This is a genomic window from Pantoea sp. alder81, assembly GCF_020179835.1.
GTDB lineage: Bacteria > Pseudomonadota > Gammaproteobacteria > Enterobacterales > Enterobacteriaceae > Pantoea.
On sequence record NZ_JAIUDA010000012.1, the window covers coordinates 70399 to 96658 of the forward strand.

Sequence of the window (26260 nt, forward strand, 5' to 3'; positions counted from 1 at the left end):
CAACAAAACGCAGAAACAAAAAACCCGGCCGGAGCCGGGTTTTTAGCAAGAACACCAAAATTACTTAATTTTAGCTTCTTTGTAGATCACGTGCTGACGTACAACCGGATCGAACTTTTTCAGTTCCAGTTTCTCTGGTTTAGTACGTTTGTTCTTCGTGGTGGTATAGAAGTGACCTGTACCAGCAGAGGAAACCAGCTTGATCTTCTCACGAATACCTTTAGCCATGATTCAATTCCTTAGTACTTAGTACTTCTCACCACGGGCGCGGATTTCGGTCAGAACCGTATCAATGCCCTTTTTATCAATAACACGCATACCTTTAGCAGATACACGCAGAGTAACGAAGCGCTTTTCGCTCTCAACCCAGAAACGGTGAGAGTGCAGGTTCGGCAGGAAACGGCGTTTCGTCGCGTTCATTGCGTGGGAACGGTTGTTACCCGTTACCGGACGCTTTCCAGTTACCTGGCAGACTCGTGACATTTCTATTCTCCAAAAATCAAATCAGCTCGAGCTTTAAAAACTAGGTTTTGGCCGCCTCGTCAGGCCTTAGCCCGCCCAAGCGAGTTCAATGTGAACCCGCTAAGCTGGCCCAAACGCCAAACCCGAGATTCTCAAAGGTGGCGTAGTATACGCCGCTCAGCCCAAGTGCTCAAGTCCCGAACAAATAAAGATCCCGCCGGATCGCGCGAAAATGCATCATTTCTGCTCAATCGGATGGTTATTTTACAGCCAACCGCGCTCAGCGAATGAGGTATACTCGCCGTGACCGATCACTAAATGGTCAAGTAAGCGAATATTCAGCAAGGCGCAAGCCTGCCCGACTTTACCCGTGATATCACGATCGGCGCGACTGGGCTCGGCTATGCCGGAAGGATGATTATGCGCCAGAATCACAGCAGCAGCGTTAAGTTTTAACGCTTCGCGCACAATTTCACGTGGATGCACTTCAACACTGGCAATGCTACCGGTAAACATCTTTTGCGCCTGCAAAACCCGATGTTGATTATCCAGAAACAGCGCCATAAAAATCTCTCGCTCCTGATGCGCCAGCACGCTTTGCAGGTAATGCCGTGTCACCTGCGGATTCTCCATCACATTTTCTCGCGCCAGCTGGCTAGCGAAAAAACGTCGTCCCAATTCAGCAATTGCATGCAGTTGGGTAATTTTGGCCATTCCTACGCCTTTAATCACGCTCAGTTCTGTTTCATTTGCAGTCATGATGCGATACAGCGAGCCAAACTCGTTAAGCATTTGCCGCGCCAGCGCCATGACCGGAATACCGTGGCTGCCAGTGCGCAAAAAAATCGCCAGCAATTCTGCATCGCTCAATGATTCAGCGCCTGTAATCGCCAGTTTTTCCCGTGGTGCCAGTTCCGTCATCGACTTATCCTCCCTGCGAAAGGGAGATTGTGCGCGTGTGCCATCGTGCAAACCAGCCAGCCGATTACATTTTCAGAGCTGTCTCGCAAAGGGCGCAGGCGCTGAAAAGGCGGCCAGTGGATTTTGTGATAAAGTTGCCTGCATCTGCCGCGTGACTGCGGCAATTCGTTTTGAGTTGAGGCAAAGAACATGACGGGATTAGCCGGAAAAAAAATTCTGCTCGGCGTCAGCGGCGGCATTGCTGCTTATAAAACACCCGAGCTGGTGCGTCGTCTGCGCGATCGCGGCGCTGACGTGCGTGTCATGATGACCGACGCAGCCAAAGCATTTATCACCCCGCTCAGCTTACAAGCCGTTTCCGGCTATCCGGTGCTGGATGATTTACTCGACCCCGCCGCCGAAGCCGCGATGGGCCACATCGAACTGGCGAAATGGGCTGATCTGATTGTATTGGCCCCGGCAACTGCCGATTTGATTGCACGCATCACTGCTGGGATGGCTAACGATTTGGTCACCACAGCTTGTCTCGCCAGTGCAGCGCCTCTGGCCATCGTGCCGGCCATGAACCAACAGATGTATCGCGCTGCTATCACCCAGGAAAATCTTCAGCGTCTGGATCAGCGAGGCGTTCTGATTTGGGGGCCGGATAGCGGCAGCCAGGCCTGCGGCGATATTGGTCCTGGTCGCATGCTCGATCCGCTGGCGATTGTCGCGCATGCGCTGGAATGGGCCGCGCCCGTCAACGATCTGCAACATCTCAACATTATGATCACCGCCGGCCCCACCCGTGAGGCACTGGACCCGGTTCGTTACATCAGCAATCACAGCTCCGGTAAAATGGGCTTTGCTATTGCTGCCGCGGCGGCAAAACGTGGCGCAACGGTGACGCTGGTGTCCGGACCGGTCACGCTGCCTACGCCCGCTGGCGTGACGCGCGTTGATGTGGGGAGTGCACTGGAAATGGAAGCGGCGGTGATGGCGCAAATCAGCCAACAACATATTTTCATTGCCAGCGCTGCCGTGGCAGACTACCGGGCGGCAAACATTGCCGCAGAGAAAATCAAAAAACAGGGTGGCGATGATAACGTCACGCTGCAGTTGGTGAAGAACCCGGATATTGTCGCAGGCGTAGCGGCATTGCAGAAACATCGCCCTTATGTGGTGGGATTTGCTGCCGAAACCCAGAATGTGGAAGAATACGCGCGGCAAAAACGGGTGCGAAAAAACCTCGACCTGATTTGCGCGAACGATGTGGCGCAGGCAGGACAGGGATTCAATAGCGACACCAATGCTCTTCACCTTTTTTGGCAGGAAGGAGAGAAAGTCTTACCGCTCAGTGATAAGACGCTCCTTGGCCAACAATTAATAGACGAGATTGTCAGCCGTTATGATGAAAAAAATCGACGTTAAAATTCTTGATGCGCGTGTGGGTAACGAATTCCCACTGCCGACTTATGCAACCTCGGGATCTGCGGGCCTTGATCTGCGCGCCTGCCTTGATGGCGCACTGGAGATCACCCCAGGCATGACCACGCTGGTGCCAACCGGTCTGGCGATTCACATTGCTGACCCTTCGCTGGCCGCCGTGATTCTGCCGCGTTCAGGTCTCGGCCATAAGCACGGTATCGTGCTGGGCAACCTGGTGGGCTTAATCGATTCCGATTATCAGGGCCAACTGATGGTTTCCGTCTGGAACCGTGGTCAGGATAGCTTCACGCTGCAGCCTGGCGACCGTTTGGCACAACTGGTCTTTGTTCCGGTGGTACAAGCCGAATTCAACCTGGTGGAAGATTTTGACACCAGCGATCGCGGCGCAGGCGGTTTCGGCCACTCTGGTCGTCAGTAATACGCGACACTTTTCGCAAGCCATCTTTTTATCTCTCGTCGCCACGGGCCAAGTCGCTTGTGGCTGACGAGGCTGTATTGCCTGTTTTTGGTGAATTTCAGGGGTCTTGAAGGTCATGGCAGAAAAAAAAGCCGCGAAACGGAATCGTCGCGAAGAGATTTTGCAGGCGCTAGCGCAAATGCTGGAGTCGGGCGATGGCAGTCAGCGTATCACCACCGCCAAGCTGGCCGCCAATGTAGGCGTTTCGGAAGCGGCACTCTATCGTCACTTCCCCAGCAAAACGCGTATGTTCGACAGCCTGATCGAGTTTATTGAAGACAGTCTGATTACCCGCATCAATCTAATCCTGAAAGACGAGAAAGAGACGCTCGCGCGACTGCGTTTAATCGTGCAGCTGATTCTGGGATTTGGTGAGCGTAATCCGGGGCTGACGCGTATTTTGACCGGCCACGCGCTGATGTTTGAACAGGATCGCCTGCAAGGGCGTATCAATCAGTTGTTCGAGCGCATCGAAATGCAGCTGCGTCAGGTGATGCGTGAGAAGAAAATGCGGGATGGCGAAGGCTTCCAGACCGACGAAACGCTGCTGGCGAGCCAGTTGCTGGCGTTCTGCGAAGGGCTACTGTCCCGCTATGTGCGCTCTGAATTCCGCTATCGCCCAACCACTGATTTTGACATTCGCTGGCCACTGATTGCTGCACAGTTAGTGTAGCGATGCATCAGGTGCGCGCATTCACGGGCGCCCGATAAAACGCAGTGGCGCATTCCACGGTCGTCAGCGATGGCGACCGTGTAAAAGCCGCGGTGTTAGATACCGTACTCTTTACGATACGCCCGCACTTTCGCCAGATGGTCCGCCATTTCCGGCTTCTCTTCCAGGTAATCAATCAGTTCCGCCAGCGTAATGATCGCCGTAACCTTACACTGATAGTCACGTTCCACTTCCTGAATGGCGGAGATATCACTGCGGCCGCGCTCCTGGCGATCCAGCGAAATCATTACGCCCGCCAGCGTGGCATTGTGCGCGCTGATGATGTCCATGGATTCACGAATAGCGGTACCGGCGGTGATCACATCATCCACCAGCATCACTTTGCCCTGCAGCGGGCTACCCACCAGCAAGCCGCCTTCACCGTGGTCTTTGGCTTCTTTACGATTGAAGCAGTAAGGCACATCGCGGTCGTGATGATCGGCCAGCGCAACGGCAGTGGTGGTGGCAATCGGAATGCCTTTATAGGCCGGGCCAAACAGCAAATCGAAATCAACGCCGCCATCCACCAGCGCCTGCGCATAGAAACGTCCCAGCAGCGCTAAGTCACGTCCGGTGTTGAACAAACCAGCATTAAAGAAGTACGGGCTTTTACGACCCGATTTCAGGGTGAATTCACCAAACTTCAGCACCCCTTTGTTCAGGGCGAATTCAATAAACTGACGCTGCCAGGCTTTCATTTCTCACTCCTCAAATAAAGAAAAGGCGACTCTATGGTCGCCTGTTATATCAATTTGTTAGCGCTGCTTTTTGCGCCTGAATCAACTGCTCAATGCCGCCTCGCGCTATCGCCAGCAGCTGCAGCAATTCCTCATGACTGAACGGCTCGCCTTCGGCGGTGCCCTGTACTTCAATCATGCGGCCATCTTCGGTCATCACCACGTTCATATCAGTATCAGCCGCAGAATCTTCCACGTACTCCAGATCACACAGCGCTTCACCGCCAACGATACCGACTGAAATCGCCGCCACCATGCCTTTTAACGGGCTGGCTTTTAATTTACCCGCAGCAACCAGCGCATTCAGCGCGTCGGCTAACGCGACGCAAGCACCGGTAATCGACGCGGTACGCGTGCCGCCATCGGCCTGAATCACGTCGCAGTCCAGCGTGATGGTGAACTCGCCCAGCGCGTCCAAATCCACAGCGGCACGCAGCGAGCGGGCAATCAGACGTTGAATCTCTAATGTACGTCCGCCCTGCTTGCCTTTGGCTGCTTCACGCGCCATACGGCTATGGGTGGAACGTGGCAGCATGCCGTATTCGGCGGTGATCCAGCCCTGGCCTTTACCTTTGAGGAAACGTGGCACACCTTCTTCAACGGTGGCGGTGCACAGCACTTTGGTTTCACCGAACTCAACCAGCACAGAACCTTCTGCATGTTTGGTGTAGTGACGAGTGAGGGTGACGGGACGCACTTCAGATGCGTTACGGCCTGCTGGACGCATGGTTTCTCTCCGGCTTGCTTAGGTTTGGCTGCGCATTATACGGACTTCGTGCGCGGCTGTCCTGCCTACATGCGGCACTTTTCCCGGATGAAATTTCGCCCCAGCTGTGGCTAAATGCGCCCTTTCCTCCCATAAAAAGACAAATGATGACAGCGATACTCCATTTCCTGCTGGCGCTGGTGGTGATCTTCGCCCTTGCGCTGTTGGTCAGCCATGACCGCAAACTGATTCGTCCGCGTTTTATTATTCAATTGTTGGTTGTCGAGGCTGCTCTGGGTTGGTTCTTCCTGCATTCAGCGGGCGGCCAATCAGTAGTGACCGCTGTCGGCGGCTTTTTCGAGACCTTATTGACCTTCGCTGCCCAGGGCACCGATTTTGTCTTCGGCAATATGGCGAAACAGGGGCTGGCGTTTATTTTCCTCGGCGTACTCTGCCCGATTGTGTTCATTTCTGCCCTGATCGGTATCTTGCAGCACTGGCGCATTCTGCCGCTGTTGATTCGTCTGGTGGGCACCTTGCTGTCGAAAGTGAACGGGATGGGCAAACTTGAATCGTTCAATGCCGTGAGTACGCTGATTCTGGGTCAGTCGGAGAACTTCATCGCCTATAAAGGCATCCTTGGCGATATCTCCGCACCGCGCATGTACACCATGGCCGCGACCGCGATGTCGACGGTGTCACTGTCGATTGTCGGTGCCTATATGTCGATGATTGATGCGAAATATGTGGTTGCCGCGCTACTGCTGAATATGTTCAGTACTTTCATCATCCTGTCGATCATCAATCCGACGCGCCCGGAAAATGAAGAACACATTGCGCTGGATAAGCTGCACGAAGACCAAAGCTTCTTTGAAATGCTGGGCGAGTACATCCTTGCCGGTTTTAAGGTAGCGATGATTATTCTGGCAATGCTGATTGGTTTTATCGCCCTGATTGCCGCCATTAATGCTCTGTTCGCCGCGGTGTTTGGTTATAGCTTCCAGCAACTGCTGGGCTATGTCTTCTATCCGTTTGCGTGGTTGATTGGCATCCCTTCCGCCGATGCCCTGCATGCAGCAAGCATCATGGCGACTAAGCTGGTGGCCAATGAGTTCGTCGCCATGATTGAGCTAAAGAAAGTCGCCGCTGAAATGACACCACGTGGTCTCGGCATTCTGTCCGTGTTCCTGGTGTCATTTGCTAACTTTGCTTCAATTGGCATTGTGGCGGGAGCGATTAAAGGTCTGAACGAGCGCCAGGGCAATGTAGTATCGCGCTTTGGCTGGAAGCTGGTTTATGGTTCCACGCTGGTGAGCCTGCTGTCAGCAGCGTTTGCGGGATTGTTTATTTAATGACAGCCGAGCGGCTAGCAAGCCGCTCTAAACAGGGCCGCGCTCATCAAAGCGGCCCCGTTCTGATTCAGAACGCGACACACACCAGCGAATCCACGCGCATCACCGACTCCTGATCGAAGCGCTTTTTATAAATATCGCGCAGCGCATTGATGCTGTCAGAACTTGTGCGGTCCGGCTGATGAATCAGCATCAACGCTTTGCTGTTTTCTCGTGCCAGCTTTCCACCCTCTCCCAGCCACTGGCCTTTGCCGTCATACACTGAAAGCCCGTCTTTAAATCGTGGCGTGACATCATTATCAACAAATTGCTGCCATTCGCTGCTGCTGACGACGCCGCCTTTCGGCTTGTTCATCCCAAACCACAGGGTGGTTTGCATCATGATGTCTCCTGAGCCGCACACGGCAACAGGAGCGGTATTGGGTGGGATCTGTTCACGAGGTGTAGCGGGTGTCTGGCATCCGGCCAGAAAGAAGACGAGCGCCAACGGCATCGCCAATTTATTCAGCATCATAGCCTCAGACTGTTTAGGTATCACACAGGACATCATAGGGGGTGAATGGATGAAACGTCACCCTTTTCACCAAAAGTTGCGCGCTGCGTTAGCTCATTGCGCTTATGCCTATCATGGTTTGGCTGCCGTCACTATAATGCGAGGAACATTCCTGAAAATGAGTACTAGCTTATGATCCGCAGCATGACCGCTTATGCCCGCCGAGAAGCAAAAGGCCACTGGGGCAGCGCCGCCTGGGAACTTCGCTCGGTAAACCAGCGCTATCTGGAAACCTACATCCGTCTGCCGGAACAATTTCGTAGCCTGGAGCCGGTGATTCGCGAGCGTATTCGTAATCGCCTGACGCGCGGTAAAATCGAGTGCAATCTGCGCTTCGATGCTGACCCAAGTGCGCAAGGTGAGCTGCAACTGAATGAAGCCTTAGCGAAACAGCTGGTGCGATCCGCCAACTGGGTCAAGATGCAGACCGATGAAGGCGCGATTAATCCGCTGGATATTCTGCGCTGGCCTGGCGTGATGTCGGCTCAGGAGCAGGATCTTGATGCGATTAATACCGAGTTGCTGGCCGCACTGGATGGCGCTTTGGATGATTTCATCGAAGCACGTGAAAGCGAAGGTACTGCGCTCAAGTCTCTGATTGAGCAGCGTTTAGAAGGCGTGTCGCTGGAAGTTAGCAAAGTTCGTGCGCAAATGCCAGAAGTGGTGAAGTGGCAGCGTGAGCGTCTGGTCAGCAAGCTGGAAGAAGCTGAAGTGCAGCTTGAAAATACGCGCCTTGAGCAAGAACTCGTTATGATGGCGCAGCGCATTGATGTGGCGGAAGAGCTGGATCGCCTGGATGCGCACGTCAAAGAGACCTACAACATCCTGAAGAAGAAAGAAGCCGTTGGCCGCCGTCTCGACTTTATGATGCAAGAGTTCAATCGTGAGTCGAACACACTGGCTTCTAAGTCGATTAATGCGGATATCACAGCATCAGCCATTGAGCTGAAGGTATTGATCGAGCAGATGCGCGAGCAGATTCAGAACATTGAGTAACACCCCATTCGGATGGTGTTAAAAAAGCCCGGTGATCCGGGCTTTTTTGCCCGCCGTCACGCCCAGCACGTTTCGCTTATTCTTTAGACCAATTTGCAGACTTTTCAATGTAAAGATTGTGAAAGCTTTGATGATTATGCATGTCAATGGCTGACCAAACATGACTGTGAATCAACCTTATGGACTCTCACAGCAAGAAATTATGATGTTGTTTTTCATTAATTATTTGTTTTCATTCCATGGATATTCCGTTGAAAATACGCTTCCTCAATGAAACCTCTCAATCCTAAAGATTGCAGAGATTACGTTTCTTTGAGGGCACTATTTGCTAATCTACTGGTCGTAATTAGCACAGCCGTACCGCCAGGAATTCATGGACACCCTTCTTTGTGCGATACACCCACTCTTTCCCTGAAGGCGTTATGAAGAAAAACGGGCAGTTCAATTCCAAACTTTTACACCCCCGCTACTGGTTCACCTGGTTTGGACTTGGTGTGCTGTGGCTGCTGGTGCAACTCCCTTATCCCATCTTGATCCGGCTTGGCGCGTCTGCTGGCAAGCTGTCACGCCACTTCCTTAAGCGTCGTGAGGGTATTACCCGCCGCAATATAGAACTCTGCTTCCCGAATATTAAAGAGGAAGAAACTGAGGTATTGATCGCCGGTAATTTTGAATCGCTGGGCATGGCGCTGGCAGAAACTGGCATTGCCTGGTTCTGGTCTGATGCACGCGTGCGCCGCTATTTCCAGGTTGAAGGCCTGCACAATCTGCAAAATGCACAAAAAAACCATCGCGGCGTGATGGCGATTGGTGTGCATTTTATGTCGCTTGAGTTGGGCGGCCGCATCACTGGCCTGTGTCAGCCCATGATGGCAATGTATCGTCCGCACAATAATCAGGCAATGGAGTGGGCGCAGACTAAAGGTCGTATGCGATCAAACAAGGCGATGATTGATCGTCGCGATCTGCGCGGTATGGTACAGGCGTTGAAACAGGGCGAAGCGGTCTGGTTCGCACCGGATCAGGATTACGGCCCGAAAGGCAGCGTGTTCGCACCGCTGTTTGCCGTGGAAAAAGCCGCCACCACCAACGGCACCTTTGTGTTATCACGTCTGGCTAAGCCAGCCATGCTGACCATTGTGCTAATCCGTAATGCCGATAAGAGCGGCTATCAGCTGATCATCCAGCCGGAGTTGCAAAACTATCCGTATGAAGATGAGGCAGCGGCTGCGGCTTACATGAACAAAGTCATTGAGAAAGAGATCCTGCGCGCGCCAGAGCAGTATCTTTGGCTACATCGCCGCTTTAAAACCCGTCCACCGGGTGAAGCCTCGCTTTACATCTAATCTGTTGATGCAGCAGGTGCTCGCCTGCTGCTCCTCTCTACCGCTCACATTTACCAACCATTCTTAACGAAAAACAGGTTTGTCAAAATTTGCACAGACTCATGTAATGGTCGGCTCTCTCCTCTTCTGACCGAAAACATGACTTTGCTATTTACCTCCAAACCACGCGCGCTGTTGGCGCTTGCCGTGGCCAGCGCATTGCTGGCCGGTTGTGCCAATCCGCACGGCTTACACCCTCATAATTCACCGCTCGATGCTAACTCTCTTCAAGCCAATAAATCGCTGAAAGGCGCGCGCTTCAGCGCAGCGAACTGGCCAAAAACGGAATGGTGGCAAAGTTTTAATGATGCACAGCTGAACCGGCTGATCGCCGATGCCATGACATCCAGCCCGGATTTACAGGTAGTTAACGCGCAGGCGGACAAAGCTAACGCACAAGTCATCGCCGCCGATGCTGAACGCTATCCCGATGTGGATCTCAATGCCGGGATTACGCGTTCGCGTGTGGCAAAAGTCGACGACCCACTTCTGCAAGGTAAAACTTACAGCACGCTGCGCACGGCCAATATTGGTATGAGCTACACGTTTGACCTGTGGGGCGGCAAAAAAGATGCGGCAGAAGCTGCGCTGGGTCAGGCGCGCGCCAGTGAATTAGATCGTCAGGCCAGCCAGTTGACGCTCGCCGTCAACGTAACGCGTGCCTGGAATAACCTCAATCTGGCCTGGTCCAACGCTGAACTGGCAAAACAGAATGCCGATCGTTCCAGTGGCATCGCCAAAATTCAGCAGCAGTATGTTAGCGCCGGTTTAACGTCGGACTATCAATATAAGCAGGCGCTGTCACAGCAAAAAACCGCTGAAGCGACCCTGACCGAAGCCAAACAGAATGTCACCGATGCGGGCATTCAACTCTCCACGCTGATTGGTAAAGGGCCGGATTACTGGCACCAACTGAAACCGGCGAAAATGGATGTCCCGATTGCCGCCACGCTGCCGGGTAACATTCCGGCGGAGCTACTGGGTCGTCGTCCGGATGTGGTGGCGGCGCGCTGGCGCGTTGAAGCGGCATCAAAGCAAATTGCCGCAACGAAAACCGAGTTCTATCCCAACATCAACCTGGTAGCGGAAGCGGGTACCCGTTCACTGCTCGGCGATGCATTCTTCGGTGCACCCAGTCAGTTCTTTAATGTTGGCCCAAGTCTGTCTCTGCCAATCTTCGATGCCGGTCAACGCCGCGCCGATTTAGCAGAAAGTGACGCTAACTATGATCTGGCCGTGGCGCAGTACAACAAGCTGCTGATTGGCTCCCTGGGTAATATCAGCGATACCATCACGCAACTGCAGTCGATTCAGGATCAGCTGGCGCAGCAGCAGAGCGCCAATCAGCTGATTCACAGTGCATGGGATGATTTAAACCGCGAATACACCGCCGGGTTGCGTCCGTACCTTGATGTGCTGACCATTCAGAACCAACTTATCGAGTCCGATCAGAAGCTGGTGGCGTTGCAGGCTCAGCAGATCAATCTGGCTGTGGTGCTGATTGAAGATCTGGGCGGCGGATTCCAGAATTCAAACGCTACGATCAAGGGATAAGCTGGCGGCTGGCATTCTCAAGCGCATTGATGAATGATAGTCCGCACCTGGAATACTCTGCGGACTATCATGATGGAACAGAATGCCAATGCTGGCTGGTTACGGCCTCTTATCGCTGACCGACTGACGCCTTATCTCGAAATTGATGCGGCGCGCCTGCACCGCAATCTGCAACATATGCAGCAAAAAGCCGATGCCGCTGGCGTCACGTTGCGCCCACATATCAAAACCCATAAAAGTGTCTGGATTGCCGAACAGCAACGCCAGTTAGGTGCGCGTGGGATTACCGTTTCAAAACCCAGTGAGGGCATTGCCTTTATCCTCGGCGGGGAGCGTGATTTGCTGCTGGCTTATCCGGTGGTTCACGCCGATACGCTGACGGAATTACTGGCCGTGGCACAGCAACATCAGGCGTGTATAACCTGCATTGTCGACTGCGATCTCGGTGTTGTGGCCATTGCTCAAGCCCATCAACTGCAGCCTGGCTGTGCATTGTCGATCGCCATTAAAGTGGATGTCGGATTGCATCGGGTGGGTATCGATCCACACAGAGATGCCGCCGTGGCATTGGCGCAGCAGATTAAAGCAGCGGGGTTACCTTTTGCCGGGCTGGTTTCGCACGCCGGCCATGCTTACGGCGCAGGTCATGCCGCGGCTATCGCTGAAGTTGCACAGCAAGAAATCATCTTGATGCGTCAGGTTCAGCAGCAATTGATCGCTGCAGGCTTTGCGCCTTGCCCCATTTCCGTTGGCTCCACGCCTACAGCACTGGCCGCGCCGGTGGCTGAAGGCAGCGACGAAATTCGCCCAGGAAACTATGCGCTGTTAGATCTCACCGCCTGGCGTCTGGGATTATGCACACCCGATGCGCTGGCGCTCAGCGTGGTAACGCGTGTGGTGACGGTGAATCCGCATTTCGCGATTATTGACGCCGGCTCCAAGATGCTCAGCTCCGACAAAGGTCCGCACGGCACCAACGCCAGCGGTTTCGGCATTGCCGTGGATGAACAGGGCCACCAATACGAAGTCCTGAAGCTATCGGAAGAACATGGTTTTCTGCAGTACGGAGATCATGCCCCGGCGCGGGGGACTCTGCTGCGCATCTTCCCCAATCACAGCTGCGCGGTCGTGGCTCAATCCGATGGCTTTGTTTTACGTCATGAGGACGGCACCGCAGAGACAATGGATATTCAGGGACGCGGCAAGTTTATCTAAGGATGAGGTTTTCACTGGAAACCTCTTATGCAGCACACTTCCACTATCCCGCCATTTGCAGCGGAATGCCCTTCAGTTAAGGTAATCTTTGCTGTAGGCAGTCTCATCATTCTGTAGGGTACGGCCTCAAGGCCGCCAATTTATTGTGGCGGCCATCATTCATCTCCTGAAGCCAGCTCTACAGACCCCTGCCTTTCTTTCGCTCAACGGAGGTTCCATGCTGCCATCTCAGACAGTCACGCTGACCATTCCCCGCAACTGGTTAGATTTATATGAAACCATCTGGAAACCTGAATGCTTTGCCAAGTGGGCAAGTGGGCTGAGTGCCAGTACGCTCACACAAGAAGGAAACTACTGGAAAGCCAAAGGGCCTGAAGGTTCAGTGAAGATTCGCTTCACGCCGCACAATCCTTTTGGTGTCATGGATCACTGGATTGACACCGGCAGCGGAAAAGAGATTTATATGCCGATGCGCGTGATTGCTAACGAAAAGGGAGCCGAAGTGGTGATAGTGGTTTATCGCCAACCCCTTATGTCTGATGAAAAGTTTGCTCAGGATGTTGCCTGGGTGAAACGCGACCTGGATCAACTTCTCCACCTGTTAACTCATTAGAATCAATGCATTATAAAAATCGTACTGCTTTAACTTTCGCTGGAAGCAATCAATAAAAAAGTCATCGTTTTCCACGCAATAGCGTTTAACTGTTTAACGATAATACCTGCTGCTTTTCGTGCTAATCACCAGTCTGGCTAAAGTCTTCTCACCAGGAAAATTCCTGGTGAGAGCACCGTTCGCGAATCTTAGTCCCTCTGATTTATCGGTGTTTTTTTTATCTTGTTCAACTCACTTGTTTGATCGCCTGCCAAAATGTCTGACAGGACTTATTAATCGTTAATCAATCGTCTTATCTATTCTGATGCAAAGTCTGAAACCATTTATTCCTGAAGTTCATTTATAGGAGTTTTCTTATGGTGTTAATTTAATTAAAACACGGTATAACTCATTCACACACAGCAATACCCGATAATAACAACAGCAGGGAAATAACATGGATCGCTCAACCTATCCTTTGTTGTCAGAAAAAGAATTTGTTGAGATTGCCAGTAGGATACTGGCCGGGGAATATAACAACTCAAAGGGATTTTATAATGATCTTGCGGATTTCCTCCGAGCAGGAGGAGATACCGCTGAGACAATTAAATATTTACGCGCCAGGGGCATCTCTTTAAATTCAGAGCATCATTTAATTGAATGCATCTTTACGTGGCAAACTCTGAAAGGCATTTCAGGGCTGCGTCAGGAAACGCTGCATTGATGTGATCTGTACTCTGGGCAGGCGCCCGGGTGAACCCTTAATTGCATTGGTACATGTACCATAACGAGCAGAACATGGCGATAAGAGAAAAAAGTTTGGCCAGTGCCAAATGGTCAATTTTGTCATCCATAAAAATCGTCGGCATTGGTGTTTTACAGCTTTCACTTCTGGCACAAATACTACAGGCAAACGAGTTAGATTTACTCGCGATTGCCATTGTTATTTTACTGATTATTGATACGCTTGCCGACCGTGGATTTGGTAATTCAGTTATCAGAAATATAAATCTCAATAATAGCGAGCTTTCCATTCTGTACTGGGGAAATGTGTTAAGCGGCATGATGATATTCGCCGTGCTATTTATTGGTAGTGATTTATACAGCAGAATAATGAATCAACCTGAAATGGCGATTATGCTGGAAATGATTTCTGTGATTTTCATTATTATCCCGCAGGGGCAACACTATCGCGCCATATTACAGCGTGAGAAACAATTCTCGCGTATCGCCTTCACAGAAACCTCATCGGTGCTGGTTGGCCTGGGTGTCACACTGTTTACCGTATGGCTGACCCCTTCAGTGTTGTGCGCTATCTGGGGTTACCTTGCCATGGTATCCATCAGAATGCTGGTCTACTGCTACTACGGTCGTTCCTGGTTCCAGCCAGAATACCGTTTTAGCCTGAAAAGTTTCGCCAACGTGCGAGCAAGAAACGGATAATAAAAACAAGTCTGTATGGTGGGCTCTGGGCATCTGAGAAGATGCGTTCGCGTGCTGGTCGCCAGCACGCTTTTTTCTTTTTTGATGTTGTTACACCCTCCTCAGCCTCACGTTCGAACTCCCACAAACTTGCACTACCGTACTCCTCACATCACATTTTTTTATGCGAATACGTAGCGCACTCACGATTTATCAAGCGGGTTAAGCCTGTTAGCATGTGCGGCATCAACACGGCTAATCCGATGGCGCATTTCTTAGAAAAACTCAGTGTTCGATAACTGAGGAAATCTTTAGGCTGGCCGCCAATCTTTTGGAGTGCTCTATGTTATTAACCGTTCTCTATATTATTGGTATCACCGCCGAAGCCATGACCGGCGCGCTGGCCGCTGGCCGCCGCAAAATGGATCTGTTTGGCGTCATCATCATTGCTTCCGTCACCGCAATCGGTGGTGGCTCGGTGCGTGACATCCTGCTCGGGCATTATCCATTGAGTTGGGTTAAAAACCCGGAGTACATCATGATTGTGGCGGCTGCTGCAGTGGTGACCACTTTTGTTGCCCCTTTGATGAATCATCTGCGTAAAGTGTTTCTGGTGCTGGATGCGCTGGGCCTGGTGGTGTTCTCCATTATTGGCGCGCAGGTCGCACTGGATTCTGGCCATGCCTCGATCATTGCCGCTATTGCCGCCGTGATCACCGGCGTATTTGGTGGCGTGCTGCGTGATATGTTCTGCAACCGCATCCCGCTGGTGTTCCAAAAAGAGCTGTACGCCGGTATCGCGTTTGCCGCAGGTTGGCTCTATATCCTGTTGCTCAAAACGCCGCTTCCGCATGAAGCTGTGGTGATCATTACCCTGCTGGCCGGTTTCTTTGGCCGTTTATTGGCGCTGCGTTTCCGCCTTGGCCTGCCGATCTTCAACTATCCCCACCCCGAGCATTAAAGATGCAGCAGGAATCTCCTGCTGCTGTAAATAACGGATAAGCTCAAGCAATTCATCATCCTGCAGCATTTTGACAATCCGCTCAGCCAGCGTGCGTCCGACACCGGGCAACTGCTGCCACTCCTCTGCTGAGCGAGCCAGCAACGTTGCCCAGTCATTATCCGGCAAGGCTTGTAATGCGGCTCGAGGTAACGGCAAACCTAATGCGCTCACCCAGCGCCGAAAGGGTTGTTGACGTGTCTTTTGGAAACGCTGCCAGATCTCTTGTGCCCGCGCGGCGGATATCCCGCTGGCCTGCGCGATCTCTTCAGGTGTTAACGTCAGCCAGGAGAACAGATGGGTGATCGCGCCACTGTTCAGTAACCGCTGCCAGCCGCTGCGCTGCACGCCAGGAATATCCAATACCGCTTTCTGACTAAGCCAGCTTAAGCGTGATAAAAATTGCAGGCGGCAATCGTGGCTGAAATGTAAACAAGACAGTGGATTAAATTCGCCCTGCTGCGGTGCGGCTGGATAATCACGCCCTGCCACACGCCAGATCACTCGCTCTAAGCGGGGAATTCCCTGACCGGCTAATGTCACTATCACCTGATCGCCAGCGATGACATCCAGCTCCCGCCAGCGCCGCAGCGACCCAAGATTCACTCTGCGCACGGTTTTATCATCGAGCTGAACGGGGATGAGGTTGAGCACCACGGCAATTTTCCCGGTGCGCCCAACGTTGAAATCTACGGACAACACTTCGCTGCTCACTTCAACAGGCTGATATTTCCACGCGGCCGACCAATGTCCCTGGCCAGGCTGCCAATCGCGCCCGGCACTGGCCGGTGATTGATGGATTACAACGCCATCGGTGACAAACGGCAACGAGGCACGGAACCAGCGGTCGCGCCATACTTCCGCCTCCTCTTCATTGTTGATCTGCCGACTCCAGGTCTGAGACAAGCCCAATCCCCAGCGGGATAGCTGCGCCAGTCGAACCGGCATCGGGTTTGGACCATCAGGCCATGCCCAGATAAAAATGCCCAGTTCGGCCAGCAGCGGGGAAGCTTCATGGCGCATCATCGCGCCCGCGACCTGCGCTCTGGCGTTTCGCCCCCCATCACGGGCCTGCTGATGATCGGTCATAAGCAGAAACAGCTCGCCTTGCAGCACTACCTCTTCACGATCGGTTTCAATCTTCGTCGGAATCATTGGAATATGGCGGGCTTTGGTTATCCACTCTTCGCCACGCAAGCCATCGCCGCGACTCACCAGGGAAACCAGTTGCCCGCGCCGATACACCAGCGTCACGGCTACGCCATCGACTTTCGGCTGAATCCACAGTGGGGATTTATCCTGCATCCAGTACGCCACCGCCAGTTTATCGCGCAGTTTACGTAACCCGGTATGTGCTACCGGATGGCGGGTGCTGCCGTCCGTTGTGAGCTGAGCCTGGTCAGGCAATTGATTCGGTGTGAAACAGCGCTGCCACTGCCGTAAGCGCTGCTGCAGGCTGTCATAATCCCCATCGCTAACCAAACTCGTGCCCTTGCGATAGTAGGCATCATCCCAGTGCCGTAACTGGCTTTGTAATTGAACAATTTCCTGCTCGGCACGCACCGGGGACCAGTTAGGGCACAGTGCTTTAGCTCCGCAAGCCGCAGTGAAAAACCAGCAGCATAGAAACCCCCATCCTTTCATCGTTGCTCTCCTTTTTGTCTATTGGAGAGTGCGGCAACGACGATGACCAGTGTTGAAGGTGAAAAAGTACAGGCGGATTCCCTGCGTTTTGAGGTGTTTGCAACGGCTTAACATGCTGCCTGGCGCGGGTTCACAGAAAAAGAATTACCTTAGCCCAACGGCAAACGCTGCGTGGCACCGTTAAGCCGTGTATACTGTGCAGGAAATCGACTCCGCTCTTTACTCAATTCAAGATAAACATGGCTCAAGGCACGCTTTATATTATTTCCGCTCCAAGCGGCGCGGGTAAATCCAGCCTGATTCAGGCGCTGTTAAAGACACAACCGCTGTACGATACGCAGGTGTCTATTTCTCATACCACCCGTGGCGTGCGTCCCGGTGAAGCCCATGGTGAACACTACTTCTTCGTCTCCAAGCCCGAGTTCGAGACCATGATTGCCGCTGACGACTTCCTCGAACACGCGGAAGTGTTTGGCAATTACTACGGCACCTCACGCGCGGCCATTGAGCGCGTGCTGGCGACTGGCGTTGATGTGTTTCTGGACATCGACTGGCAAGGTGCACAGCAAATTCGTCAGAAAATGCCCGCAGCACGCAGCATTTTTGTGTTGCCGCCGTCGACTGAAGAGTTAGATCGTCGCCTGCGTGGCCGTGGTCAGGATAGCGAAGAGGTTATCGCCCGCCGTATGGCGCAAGCCGTGGCGGAAATGAGTCATTACGCTGAATACGATTATCTGATCGTGAATGATGATTTCGACCTGGCATTGACAGACCTGAAACACATTATTCGCGCAGAACGTCTGCGTATGAGTCGCCAAAAATCGCGACATGATGCTTTAATCAGCAAACTATTGGCAGTCTGAAGTCACTTTCAGTATTATGCCCAGTCATTTCTTCATCATCTGTGGAGTAGCACACCTATGGCACGCGTAACCGTTCAGGACGCAGTAGAGAAAATTGGTAACCGTTTTGACCTGGTGTTGGTCGCTGCACGTCGTGCACGTCAGATGCAGGTTGGCGGCAAAGATCCGCTGGTTCCAGAAGAGAACGATAAAGCCACCGTTATCGCCCTGCGCGAAATCGAAGAAGGCCTGATCACCAACCAGATTCTGGATGTCCGTGATCGTCAGGAGCAGCAAGAGCAGGAAGCCGCTGAGTTACAAGCCGTTACCGCTATCGCTGAAGGTCGTCGTTAACAGCACTTCGCAGGTCAACCTTGTATCTGTTTGAAAGCCTCAATCAACTGATTGAAAAATACTTGCCTGAGGAGCAGATTAAGCGCCTCAAGCAAGCTTATCTTGTCGCGCGTGATGCCCACGAGGGTCAAACACGCTCCAGCGGTGAACCCTACATCACCCATCCTGTTGCTGTTGCCTGCATTCTGGCCGAGATGAAACTCGACCATGAAACGCTGATGGCCGCACTACTGCATGACGTGATCGAAGATACACCCGCCACCTACCAGGATATGGAACAGCTGTTTGGCAAAAGCGTTGCAGAACTGGTGGAAGGCGTGTCGAAACTCGACAAGCTGAAGTTCCGTGACAAGAAAGAAGCGCAGGCTGAAAACTTCCGCAAAATGATCATGGCGATGGTGCAAGACATCCGCGTCATTCTGATCAAACTGGCTGACCGCACGCACAACATGCGCACGCTCGGTGCGTTACGACCGGATAAAAAACGTCGTATCGCACTGGAAACGTTAGAGATATACAGTCCTCTGGCGCATCGCCTCGGTATTCATCACCTGAAAACAGAACTGGAAGAGCTCGGCTTTGAAGCGCTCTATCCTAATCGTTTCCGCGTGATCAAAGAGGTGGTGAAAGCGGCGCGCGGTAACCGTAAAGAGATGATTCAGAAGATTCTTTCTGAAATCGATGGGCGCTTACAGGAAGCAGGCATTCCCTGCCGTGTCAGTGGCCGTGAAAAACATCTCTATTCGATTTACCGAAAAATGCACCTGAAAGAGCAGCGATTTCACTCGATCATGGATATTTACGCCTTTCGCGTTATCGTGAAAGACCTGGATACCTGTTATCGCGTGCTCGGTCAGATGCACAGTCTGTACAAGCCGCGTCCCGGACGCGTCAAAGATTACATCGCGATTCCCAAGGCCAACGGCTATCAATCTTTGCACACCTCGATGATTGGCCCGCACGGCGTGCCGGTCGAAGTGCAGATCCGTACTGAAGATATGGATCAGATGGCAGAGATGGGGGTAGCGGCACACTGGGCCTATAAAGAGGCCGGTGAAAACGGTACAACCGCCCAGATTCGCGCCCAGCGCTGGCTGCAAAGCCTGCTGGAGCTGCAACAAAGCGCCGGTAGTTCGTTTGAATTTATCGAAAGCGTGAAATCCGATCTCTTCCCTGATGAGATCTACGTATTCACGCCGGAAGGCCGTATCGTCGAACTGCCTGCTGGCGCCACGCCAGTAGACTTTGCCTATGCTGTGCATACCGATATCGGCCATGCCTGTGTGGGTGCTCGTGTCGATCGCCAACCTTATCCGCTGTCACAATCGCTGACCAGCGGTCAAACTATTGAAATCATCACCGCGCCTGGCGCACGTCCTAATGCGGCGTGGCTTAACTTTGTCGTCAGCTCAAAAGCGCGCGCCAAGATTCGTCAGCTGCTGAAAAATCTGAAGCGTGAAGACTCCGTCAACCTTGGTCGTCGCCTGTTGAGCCATGCGCTCGGCGGCAGCAAGAAGTTAGCTGAGATCCCGCCAGAAAATATTCAGCACGAGCTGGAGCGCATGAAGCTGGCCGGCATTGAAGATTTGTTGGCGGAAATCGGCCTTGGCAATGCCATGAGCGTGGTGGTGGCGAAGAACCTGCTGCAGTCTGGCGCTGAGCAACCGCAAAGCAACAGCAAACGCAAAAAGCTGCCGATTAAAGGTGCTGATGGCGTGCTGATTACCTTTGCCAAGTGCTGCCGCCCTATTCCAGGCGATCCGATTGTCGCGCACGTCAGCCCGGGTAAAGGTCTGGTGGTGCATCACGAATCCTGTCGAAACATCCGCGGCTATCAGAAAGAGCCAGAGAAGTTCATGCCGGTTGAGTGGGACAAGGTTATCGACCAGGAGTTCGTCGCTGAAATTAAGGTGGATATGTTCAACCACCAGGGCGCACTGGCGAACCTGACGGCGGCGATCAACACAGCCGGTTCCAATATTCAGAGTCTCAACACGGAAGAGCGCGATGGCCGTGTTTACAGCGCCTTTATCCGCCTCACCGCGAACGATCGCGTCCATCTGGCCAATATTATGCGTAAAATCCGCGTAATGCCGGATGTGATTAAAGTTCACCGTAACCGTAATTAGTGCATGAACGCTCAACGTTTTGCTCGTATCCAGGAAATGCTGGCCATGCGCCAGCACGATCTCACCGTCTGCATGGAGCAGGTGCATAAGCCGCATAACGTCTCAGCGGTGATTCGTACGGCTGACGCAGTCGGTATCCACGAAGTACACGCCGTCTGGCCTAGCGTGCGCATGCGCACCATGGTGTCTGCATCTGCAGGCAGCAATAGCTGGGTGAAAGTACAGACGCATCGTCATATCGCGGAAGCCGTACGTCACCTGAAAGATCAGGGTATGCAGGTGCTGGCCACCAATCTGTCGGCGAACGCGGTGGATTTCCGCGAGATCGATTACACCAGACCAACCTGCATTCTGATGGGTCAGGAAAAAACCGGGATTACCGCTGAAGCGCTGGCGCTCGCCGATCAGGACATCATTGTGCCGATGGTCGGCATGGTTCAGTCGCTCAACGTGTCCGTCGCTTCCGCGCTGATTCTGTATGAAGCGCAGCGCCAGCGTCAAAACGCTGGTATGTATAAACGCCAGCACAGCTTGCTGGACGCTGATGAACAGCAGCGTTTACTCTTTGAAGGCGGTTATCCGGTGCTAGCGCGGGTGGCGAAGCAAAAAGGTCTGCCTTATCCGCATATCAACGCCCAGGGCGAGGTGGAAGCCGATGCCGACTGGTGGGCCACCATGCAATCCACAGGTAAAAAATGAAAGGCCGTCTGCTGGATGCCATACCGCTCAGTACCCTGACCGGCGTCGGCGCCAGTCAGGCGGGGAAACTGGCTAAACTTAGCCTGTTCACCATTCAGGATTTATTGCTGCATCTGCCGCTACGCTACGAAGATCGCACCCAACTCTACAAGATTAATGACCTGCTGCCGGGCGTCTGGTCCACGGTGGAAGGTGAAGTGCTGCACAGTGAGATCACGTTTGGCCGCCGCCGCATGCTGGTGTGCCAAATCAGCGATGGCAGCGGTGTGCTCACCATGCGCTTCTTCAATTTTAATGCCGGGATGAAAAACAGTCTGGCGCCAGGCCGCCGCGTCACCGCTTACGGTGAAATCAAACGCGGCCAGCGCGGTGCTGAAATCATCCATCCCGAGTATCGCGTGCAGGGCGAACAAGGCGGCGTGGAGCTACAGGAAACCCTGACACCGGTTTATCCCACCACCGAAGGTATTCGCCAGGCAACGCTGCGCAATCTCACCGATCAAGCGCTGACATTGCTGGAGAGCTGTCCGATTGCCGAGCTGCTGCCGTCAGAACTGAGCGGCGGCTTGATGAGTTTGCCGGATGCATTGCGCACGCTGCATCGCCCGCCACCCGATTTACGTCTCAGCGAGCTGGAAACCGGTCGCCATCCCGCACAAAAGCGCTTAATTCTCGAAGAGCTGCTGGCGCACAATCTCAGCATGTTAGCCGTGCGCGCCGGTGCACAACGTCATCATGCGTTGCCAATGCCTGCAAAGCATAAACTGGCGGATCAATTGCTGGCCGCGCTACCCTTCTCACCCACTGGCGCGCAAAAGCGTGTGGTTGAGGAGATTGAGCGCGATTTAGCCAATGATTTCCCGATGATGCGTCTGGTGCAGGGCGATGTTGGATCGGGTAAAACGCTGGTCGCGGCGCTGGCAGCGCTGGATGTCATCGCGCATGGCAAACAGGTGGCGCTGATGGCACCAACCGAATTACTGGCCGAGCAGCATGCCAACAATTTCCGTCAGTGGTTTGCGCCGCTAGGCATTGAGGTGGGTTGGCTAGCTGGCAAGCAGAAAGGCAAAGCGCGTGAAGCCCAGCAGGAAGCGATTGCCAGCGGACAGGTGGCGATGGTGGTCGGCACCCATGCGTTGTTCCAGGAGCAGGTCAAATTCAACGGCATGGCGCTGGTGATCATTGATGAACAGCATCGCTTTGGCGTGCATCAACGCCTCGCACTGTGGGAAAAAGGCGAAGAGCAGGGTTTCCATCCGCACCAGCTGATCATGACCGCCACGCCGATTCCACGTACCCTGGCGATGACCGCCTATGCCGATCTCGATACCTCCACCATCGATGAATTGCCGCCCGGCCGCACACCGGTCACCACGGTGGCCATTCCGGATACCCGCCGTGGCGATATCATCGAGCGAGTGAAAAATGCCTGCCATGAAGGTCGCCAGGCTTACTGGGTGTGTACGCTGATTGAAGAGTCGGACGTATTGGAAGCCCAAGCGGCGGAAGCCACCTGGGAAGAGTTAAAAGTCGCGCTACCAGGCTTGCAAGTTGGGCTGGTGCATGGCCGCATGAAACCGGCAGAAAAACAGGCGGTGATGGCGGCCTTCAAAGCCAATGAGATTCAGTTGCTGGTCGCTACAACGGTGATTGAAGTCGGGGTTGATGTGCCCAATGCCAGCCTGATGATCATCGAAAACCCGGAACGCTTGGGTCTGGCTCAGCTGCATCAGCTGCGTGGCCGCGTCGGTCGTGGCGCAGTGGCCTCGCATTGCGTGCTGCTGTACAAAGCGCCGCTCAGCAAAACTGCGCAGAAGCGGTTGCAGGTGCTGCGTGACAGCAACGATGGCTTTGTCATCGCTCAACACGATCTGGAAATTCGCGGGCCTGGTGAAATGCTCGGTACGCGCCAGACCGGCAACGCGGAATTTAAGGTCGCAGATTTACTGCGCGATCAGGGCATGATCCCGGAAGTGCAGCGTGTGGCGCGCCATATCCACCAGCACTATCCAGAACAGGCGCAGGCGTTAATTGAACGCTGGCTCCCAGAGACCGAGCGTTACAGCAACGCTTAACGGTAGGCGCACCTGACCGTGCTCAAGCGTGATAAATATCTCGCACTCCACGCCTGATCGACCCTACGCGTTACGATCAATCGCCATAAAATCCCCGACAAACTTCTGCAACAGGCGCGCCAATTCGGTGCGCTCGCTGTCCTGCCAGTTCTCAAACAGATGCTGATAAATCTGCGCTCGTGCGGCATCGATTTTATCGGTCATCGTCTTACCCGCTGCGGTAATCACCGCTTCGTTCACCCGCTTGTCTCTGGCATTTTTCTGCCGCTGCGCCAGTCCCAGCTCTTCCAGTTTCGCGACCTGACGGCTGACGGTGGTGTAATCACGCCCGGCGCGCTCGGCCAGTTCCACTACGCCAATCGGACCAAAGCGACCAATCTGAATCAGCAGCGGGAATAAGGCCCGATCGAGCTGAATGTTGGACTCTTTTATCAGTAACTCATCACGTTGCGGGCGATTGAAGGTGCCCACAATCATTAACAGCGCGTTATGCAGATCATCAAACTCTGCACTATTATGTGTATTTTGCACACTTTTCATTGACGTTATCCCGAGGCAGAACTAATGTGTGCATATTACACATATTATCCGATTACCCAAAGGTGAAAACATGAAAGCAGCAATCGTATCTGCAGCAGGCGAACGGCCGGTTTACGGTGATTTTCCAGAGCCTCAGGCCGAGGGCGATCACGTTGTGGTATCCGTGAAAGCCGCGGCTATCAGCCAACTGGCAAAATCACGCGCGGCCGGCACTCACTACAGCGCAGACTCACACTATCCCTTTATCACCGGCATTGATGGCACGGGCACCCTGAGTAATGGCGATCCGGTCTATTTCCTGGCTTTCAAAGCCCCGTGGGGCAGCATGGCCGAGAGAACTTTGGTACCCGCCGCCGCCGTTGTGCCGCTGCCAGCCACGCTGGATCCTGTATTAGCGGCAGCCATTGCCAATCCCGGCATGTCCTCATGGGCAGCACTCACTCGGCGCGCCCAGTTAGCGGAAGGGGAAACGGTGCTGATCAATGGCGCAACCGGCACGTCAGGTGGATTGGCGGTACGCATTGCACGACATCTCGGCGCGGGAAAAATCATCGCCACCGGACGTAATCGTGAAGTGCTGGAACAACTGCGTGGCCAGGGAGCGGACATCACCCTGACGCTCGATGAACTGCCCGGAGCACTGCCTGCCCTGATGAAAGAAGGCATCGACGTGGTGCTGGATTACCTGTGGGGCCAGAGTGCGCTCGATATCATGCAGGCAGCTGTAGCGGGCGAGGAAAAAGTGGTGCGCTTCGTGCAAATCGGCTCGCTGAGCGGTCAGGAAATCTCGCTGCACAGCAAGCTGCTGCGCTCATCCGGCCTGACATTGATGGGCAGCGGATTAGGCAGCGTGTCCGATGCGGAACTGATTGCCTGTATTAGCGAGATGCTGAATGCCGCCGCTGAAAGTGATTTCTCTATCGCCTTCCAGATGCGCCCACTGAGCGACGTGGCACAGGCCTGGCAGGAAGATGACAGCCGAAGCCGCACCGTGTTTACGCTCTAAATCAATGTAAGTGAAAAGGGGCATTGCAAACGATTGCTTTCACAACGCAACCGTTTAAAATCGCCCCTTTGTTGTTATTGAGAACGCCCACCATGTCCGTCAATACTGCTGAATCTCATCAGCCAATCACTGCAAAAAGTGAACTGATTTACCGCCTCGAAGATCGTCCACCGCTGCCGCAAACGCTGTTTGCTGCCTGCCAGCATCTGCTGGCGATGTTCGTAGCGGTGATTACGCCCGCGCTGCTGATCTGCCAGGCGCTGGGTTTACCGGCTCAGGATACGCAGCACATCATCAGCATGTCGCTGTTTGCTTCGGGCGTCGCCTCGATTCTGCAAATCAAAACCTGGGGGCCGGTGGGCTCAGGCCTGCTGTCGATTCAGGGCACCAGCTTTAACTTTGTGACGCCGCTGATTATGGGCGGTATGGCGCTGAAAAATGGCGGTGCCGATGTGCCGACCATGATGGCCGCACTGTTTGGCACGCTGATGGTGGCGTCCTGTACCGAAATGGTGTTGTCTCGCGTGCTGCATCTGGCGCGTCGCATTATCACGCCGCTGGTATCCGGCATTGTGGTGATGATTATTGGCCTGTCACTGATTCAGGTTGGCCTGACCTCGATTGGCGGTGGTTTCGCGGCAATGAGCGATCACACCTTCGGCGCGCCAAAAAATCTGTTGCTGGCTGGCGCGGTGTTGGTGGTGATTATTCTGCTTAACCGCCAGCGTAATGCGTATCTGCGCGTTGCCTCACTGGTGATTGCCATGGCAGTCGGTTATGCACTGGCCTGGGCGCTGGATATGCTGCCTGCTGCCCCTGCTGTCACTTCTCAGCCACTGGTCGCCGTGCCAACCCCGCTCTACTACGGCCTGGGATTTGACTGGAACCTGCTGATCCCGTTGATGCTGGTGTTTATGGTGACCTCACTGGAAACCATCGGCGATATCACCGCGACTTCTGACGTTTCAGAGCAGCCCGTTACCGGCCCGGTGTATATGAAGCGCCTTAAAGGCGGCGTGCTGGCTAACGGCCTCAACTCATTTGTATCCGCATTGTTCAATACGTTTCCGAACTCCTGCTTTGGGCAGAACAACGGCGTGATTCAGCTGACCGGCGTTGCCAGCCGTTATGTGGGTTTTGTCGTGGCGCTGATGCTGATCGTACTCGGCCTGTTCCCGGCAGTGAGTGGTTTTGTGCAGCACATTCCTGAGCCGGTGCTGGGTGGCGCGACCATTGTGATGTTTGGCACTATTGCCGCATCGGGCGTGCGTATCGTTTCGCGCGAGCCGCTGAACCGTCGCGCCATTATGATCATCGCACTGTCGCTGGCCGTTGGTCTGGGTGTTTCGCAGCAACCACTGATTCTGCAATTCGCTCCGGACTGGCTGAAAACCCTGCTCTCCTCGGGCATTGCTGCCGGTGGTATCACCGCAATTGTACTTAACCTCGTCTTTCCACAGGAAAAGTAACCCATAAGGC

The 26260-nt window shown here is 53.6% G+C and carries 27 protein-coding genes; 19 read left to right on the forward strand and 8 right to left on the reverse strand.

Annotated features, from left to right (window positions below; genetic code table 11):
• Positions 1-60: 60 nt before the first annotated feature.
• From rpmG to radC, 3 genes are all read right to left on the reverse strand, one after another.
• Positions 61-228 (reverse strand): 50S ribosomal protein L33, encoded by a 168-nt coding sequence (gene rpmG / locus LBW88_RS24000; protein ID WP_001051798.1) that lies wholly within the window; start codon positions 226-228, stop codon positions 61-63.
• Positions 229-246: 18 nt separating this feature from the next.
• Entirely contained in the window at positions 247-483 is a 237-nt protein-coding gene (gene rpmB / locus LBW88_RS24005) for a 50S ribosomal protein L28 (RefSeq protein ID WP_007885297.1), read from the reverse strand.
• A 243-nt stretch (positions 484-726) separates the two neighbouring features.
• Positions 727-1383 (reverse strand): RadC family protein, encoded by a 657-nt coding sequence (gene radC / locus LBW88_RS24010; protein ID WP_224935042.1) that lies wholly within the window; start codon positions 1381-1383, stop codon positions 727-729.
• A gap of 189 nt (positions 1384-1572) precedes the next feature.
• Here radC and coaBC point away from each other — a divergent pair, with 189 nt between their 5' ends.
• From coaBC to slmA, 3 genes are all read left to right on the forward strand, one after another.
• A complete protein-coding gene (coaBC, locus tag LBW88_RS24015) occupies positions 1573-2793 on the forward strand; it encodes a bifunctional phosphopantothenoylcysteine decarboxylase/phosphopantothenate--cysteine ligase CoaBC (protein WP_224935045.1) in 1221 nt (406 codons plus the stop codon).
• Complete coding sequence (gene dut, locus LBW88_RS24020; RefSeq protein WP_162288453.1) at positions 2771-3229, forward strand: dUTP diphosphatase; 459 nt, start codon at positions 2771-2773, stop codon at positions 3227-3229. Before coaBC ends, dut begins: the two co-directional genes overlap by 23 nt.
• Before the next feature lie 115 nt (positions 3230-3344).
• Positions 3345-3941: a nucleoid occlusion factor SlmA gene (gene slmA, locus LBW88_RS24025; RefSeq protein ID WP_224935048.1), complete on the forward strand. Its 597-nt coding sequence runs from the start codon at positions 3345-3347 to the stop codon at positions 3939-3941.
• Between the two features lie 95 nt (positions 3942-4036).
• Here slmA and pyrE read toward each other — a convergent pair whose 3' ends face one another.
• Entirely contained in the window at positions 4037-4678 is a 642-nt protein-coding gene (gene pyrE / locus LBW88_RS24030) for an orotate phosphoribosyltransferase (protein ID WP_100702030.1), read from the reverse strand.
• A 49-nt stretch (positions 4679-4727) separates the two neighbouring features.
• Entirely contained in the window at positions 4728-5444 is a 717-nt protein-coding gene (gene rph / locus LBW88_RS24035; RefSeq protein ID WP_100702031.1) for a ribonuclease PH, read from the reverse strand.
• A 146-nt stretch (positions 5445-5590) separates the two neighbouring features.
• On the opposite strand from rph, the gene LBW88_RS24040 reads away from it, so the two are divergent.
• On the forward strand, positions 5591-6775 hold the full coding sequence (locus tag LBW88_RS24040; RefSeq protein WP_224935051.1) for a NupC/NupG family nucleoside CNT transporter: 1185 nt from the start codon (positions 5591-5593) through the stop codon (positions 6773-6775).
• Between the two features lie 67 nt (positions 6776-6842).
• Here LBW88_RS24040 and LBW88_RS24045 read toward each other — a convergent pair whose 3' ends face one another.
• Complete coding sequence (locus tag LBW88_RS24045; RefSeq protein ID WP_224935054.1) at positions 6843-7286, reverse strand: DUF3574 domain-containing protein; 444 nt, start codon at positions 7284-7286, stop codon at positions 6843-6845.
• Between the two features lie 174 nt (positions 7287-7460).
• Here LBW88_RS24045 and LBW88_RS24050 point away from each other — a divergent pair, with 174 nt between their 5' ends.
• The 8 genes from LBW88_RS24050 to LBW88_RS24085 all read left to right on the forward strand — a co-directional run bounded on the left by LBW88_RS24050 (position 7461) and on the right by LBW88_RS24085 (position 15453).
• Positions 7461-8324 carry a YicC/YloC family endoribonuclease gene (locus LBW88_RS24050; protein WP_224935056.1) on the forward strand — a complete coding sequence of 288 codons (864 nt, stop codon included), beginning with the start codon at positions 7461-7463 and terminating at the stop codon, positions 8322-8324.
• 422 nt (positions 8325-8746) lie between these two features.
• Complete coding sequence (gene lpxP / locus LBW88_RS24055; RefSeq protein ID WP_224935059.1) at positions 8747-9670, forward strand: kdo(2)-lipid IV(A) palmitoleoyltransferase; 924 nt, start codon at positions 8747-8749, stop codon at positions 9668-9670.
• Between the two features lie 138 nt (positions 9671-9808).
• A complete protein-coding gene (locus LBW88_RS24060; RefSeq protein WP_224935062.1) occupies positions 9809-11263 on the forward strand; it encodes an efflux transporter outer membrane subunit in 1455 nt (484 codons plus the stop codon).
• Positions 11264-11335: 72 nt separating this feature from the next.
• On the forward strand, positions 11336-12478 hold the full coding sequence (locus LBW88_RS24065; protein WP_414004113.1) for an alanine racemase: 1143 nt from the start codon (positions 11336-11338) through the stop codon (positions 12476-12478).
• Positions 12479-12695: 217 nt separating this feature from the next.
• Positions 12696-13091 (forward strand): polyketide cyclase, encoded by a 396-nt coding sequence (locus LBW88_RS24070; protein WP_224935068.1) that lies wholly within the window; start codon positions 12696-12698, stop codon positions 13089-13091.
• 436 nt (positions 13092-13527) lie between these two features.
• On the forward strand, positions 13528-13794 hold the full coding sequence (locus LBW88_RS24075) for a hypothetical protein (protein WP_224935071.1): 267 nt from the start codon (positions 13528-13530) through the stop codon (positions 13792-13794).
• A gap of 74 nt (positions 13795-13868) precedes the next feature.
• The gene (locus LBW88_RS24080) at positions 13869-14513 is read left to right on the forward strand and encodes an oligosaccharide flippase family protein (RefSeq protein WP_224935073.1); all 645 of its coding nucleotides are present in this window, start codon (positions 13869-13871) and stop codon (positions 14511-14513) included.
• A gap of 322 nt (positions 14514-14835) precedes the next feature.
• Positions 14836-15453 (forward strand): trimeric intracellular cation channel family protein, encoded by a 618-nt coding sequence (locus LBW88_RS24085; protein ID WP_034823853.1) that lies wholly within the window; start codon positions 14836-14838, stop codon positions 15451-15453.
• On the opposite strand, the gene ligB is transcribed toward LBW88_RS24085, so the two are convergent.
• The gene (gene ligB / locus LBW88_RS24090) at positions 15391-17136 is read right to left on the reverse strand and encodes an NAD-dependent DNA ligase LigB (protein ID WP_224935075.1); all 1746 of its coding nucleotides are present in this window, start codon (positions 17134-17136) and stop codon (positions 15391-15393) included. The two genes, LBW88_RS24085 and ligB, sit on opposite strands and share 63 nt — an antisense overlap.
• 239 nt (positions 17137-17375) lie before the next feature.
• Between ligB and gmk the strand changes: the two genes are divergently transcribed.
• The 5 genes from gmk to recG are packed head-to-tail and all read left to right on the forward strand — an operon-like array spanning position 17376 to position 23235.
• Entirely contained in the window at positions 17376-17999 is a 624-nt protein-coding gene (gene gmk, locus LBW88_RS24095; protein WP_200577810.1) for a guanylate kinase, read from the forward strand.
• A gap of 57 nt (positions 18000-18056) precedes the next feature.
• Positions 18057-18332, forward strand: coding sequence for a DNA-directed RNA polymerase subunit omega (gene rpoZ, locus LBW88_RS24100; protein WP_013511051.1), 276 nt, complete (start codon positions 18057-18059; stop codon positions 18330-18332).
• 20 nt (positions 18333-18352) lie between these two features.
• The gene (gene spoT / locus LBW88_RS24105) at positions 18353-20461 is read left to right on the forward strand and encodes a bifunctional GTP diphosphokinase/guanosine-3',5'-bis pyrophosphate 3'-pyrophosphohydrolase (protein WP_224935077.1); all 2109 of its coding nucleotides are present in this window, start codon (positions 18353-18355) and stop codon (positions 20459-20461) included.
• Between the two features lie 3 nt (positions 20462-20464).
• Positions 20465-21160, forward strand: coding sequence for a tRNA (guanosine(18)-2'-O)-methyltransferase TrmH (trmH, locus tag LBW88_RS24110; protein WP_224935079.1), 696 nt, complete (start codon positions 20465-20467; stop codon positions 21158-21160).
• The gene (gene recG, locus LBW88_RS24115; protein ID WP_224935081.1) at positions 21157-23235 is read left to right on the forward strand and encodes an ATP-dependent DNA helicase RecG; all 2079 of its coding nucleotides are present in this window, start codon (positions 21157-21159) and stop codon (positions 23233-23235) included. Before trmH ends, recG begins: the two co-directional genes overlap by 4 nt.
• 63 nt (positions 23236-23298) lie before the next feature.
• Here the strand turns inward: recG and LBW88_RS24120 are convergent, their stop codons facing one another.
• A complete protein-coding gene (locus LBW88_RS24120; protein ID WP_224935083.1) occupies positions 23299-23775 on the reverse strand; it encodes a MarR family winged helix-turn-helix transcriptional regulator in 477 nt (158 codons plus the stop codon).
• Positions 23776-23845: 70 nt separating this feature from the next.
• Between LBW88_RS24120 and LBW88_RS24125 the strand changes: the two genes are divergently transcribed.
• Both LBW88_RS24125 and LBW88_RS24130 read left to right on the forward strand, forming a co-directional pair.
• On the forward strand, positions 23846-24781 hold the full coding sequence (locus LBW88_RS24125; RefSeq protein WP_224935086.1) for a quinone oxidoreductase family protein: 936 nt from the start codon (positions 23846-23848) through the stop codon (positions 24779-24781).
• A gap of 92 nt (positions 24782-24873) precedes the next feature.
• Positions 24874-26250: a nucleobase:cation symporter-2 family protein gene (locus tag LBW88_RS24130; protein ID WP_224935089.1), complete on the forward strand. Its 1377-nt coding sequence runs from the start codon at positions 24874-24876 to the stop codon at positions 26248-26250.
• Positions 26251-26260 lie beyond the last annotated feature (10 nt).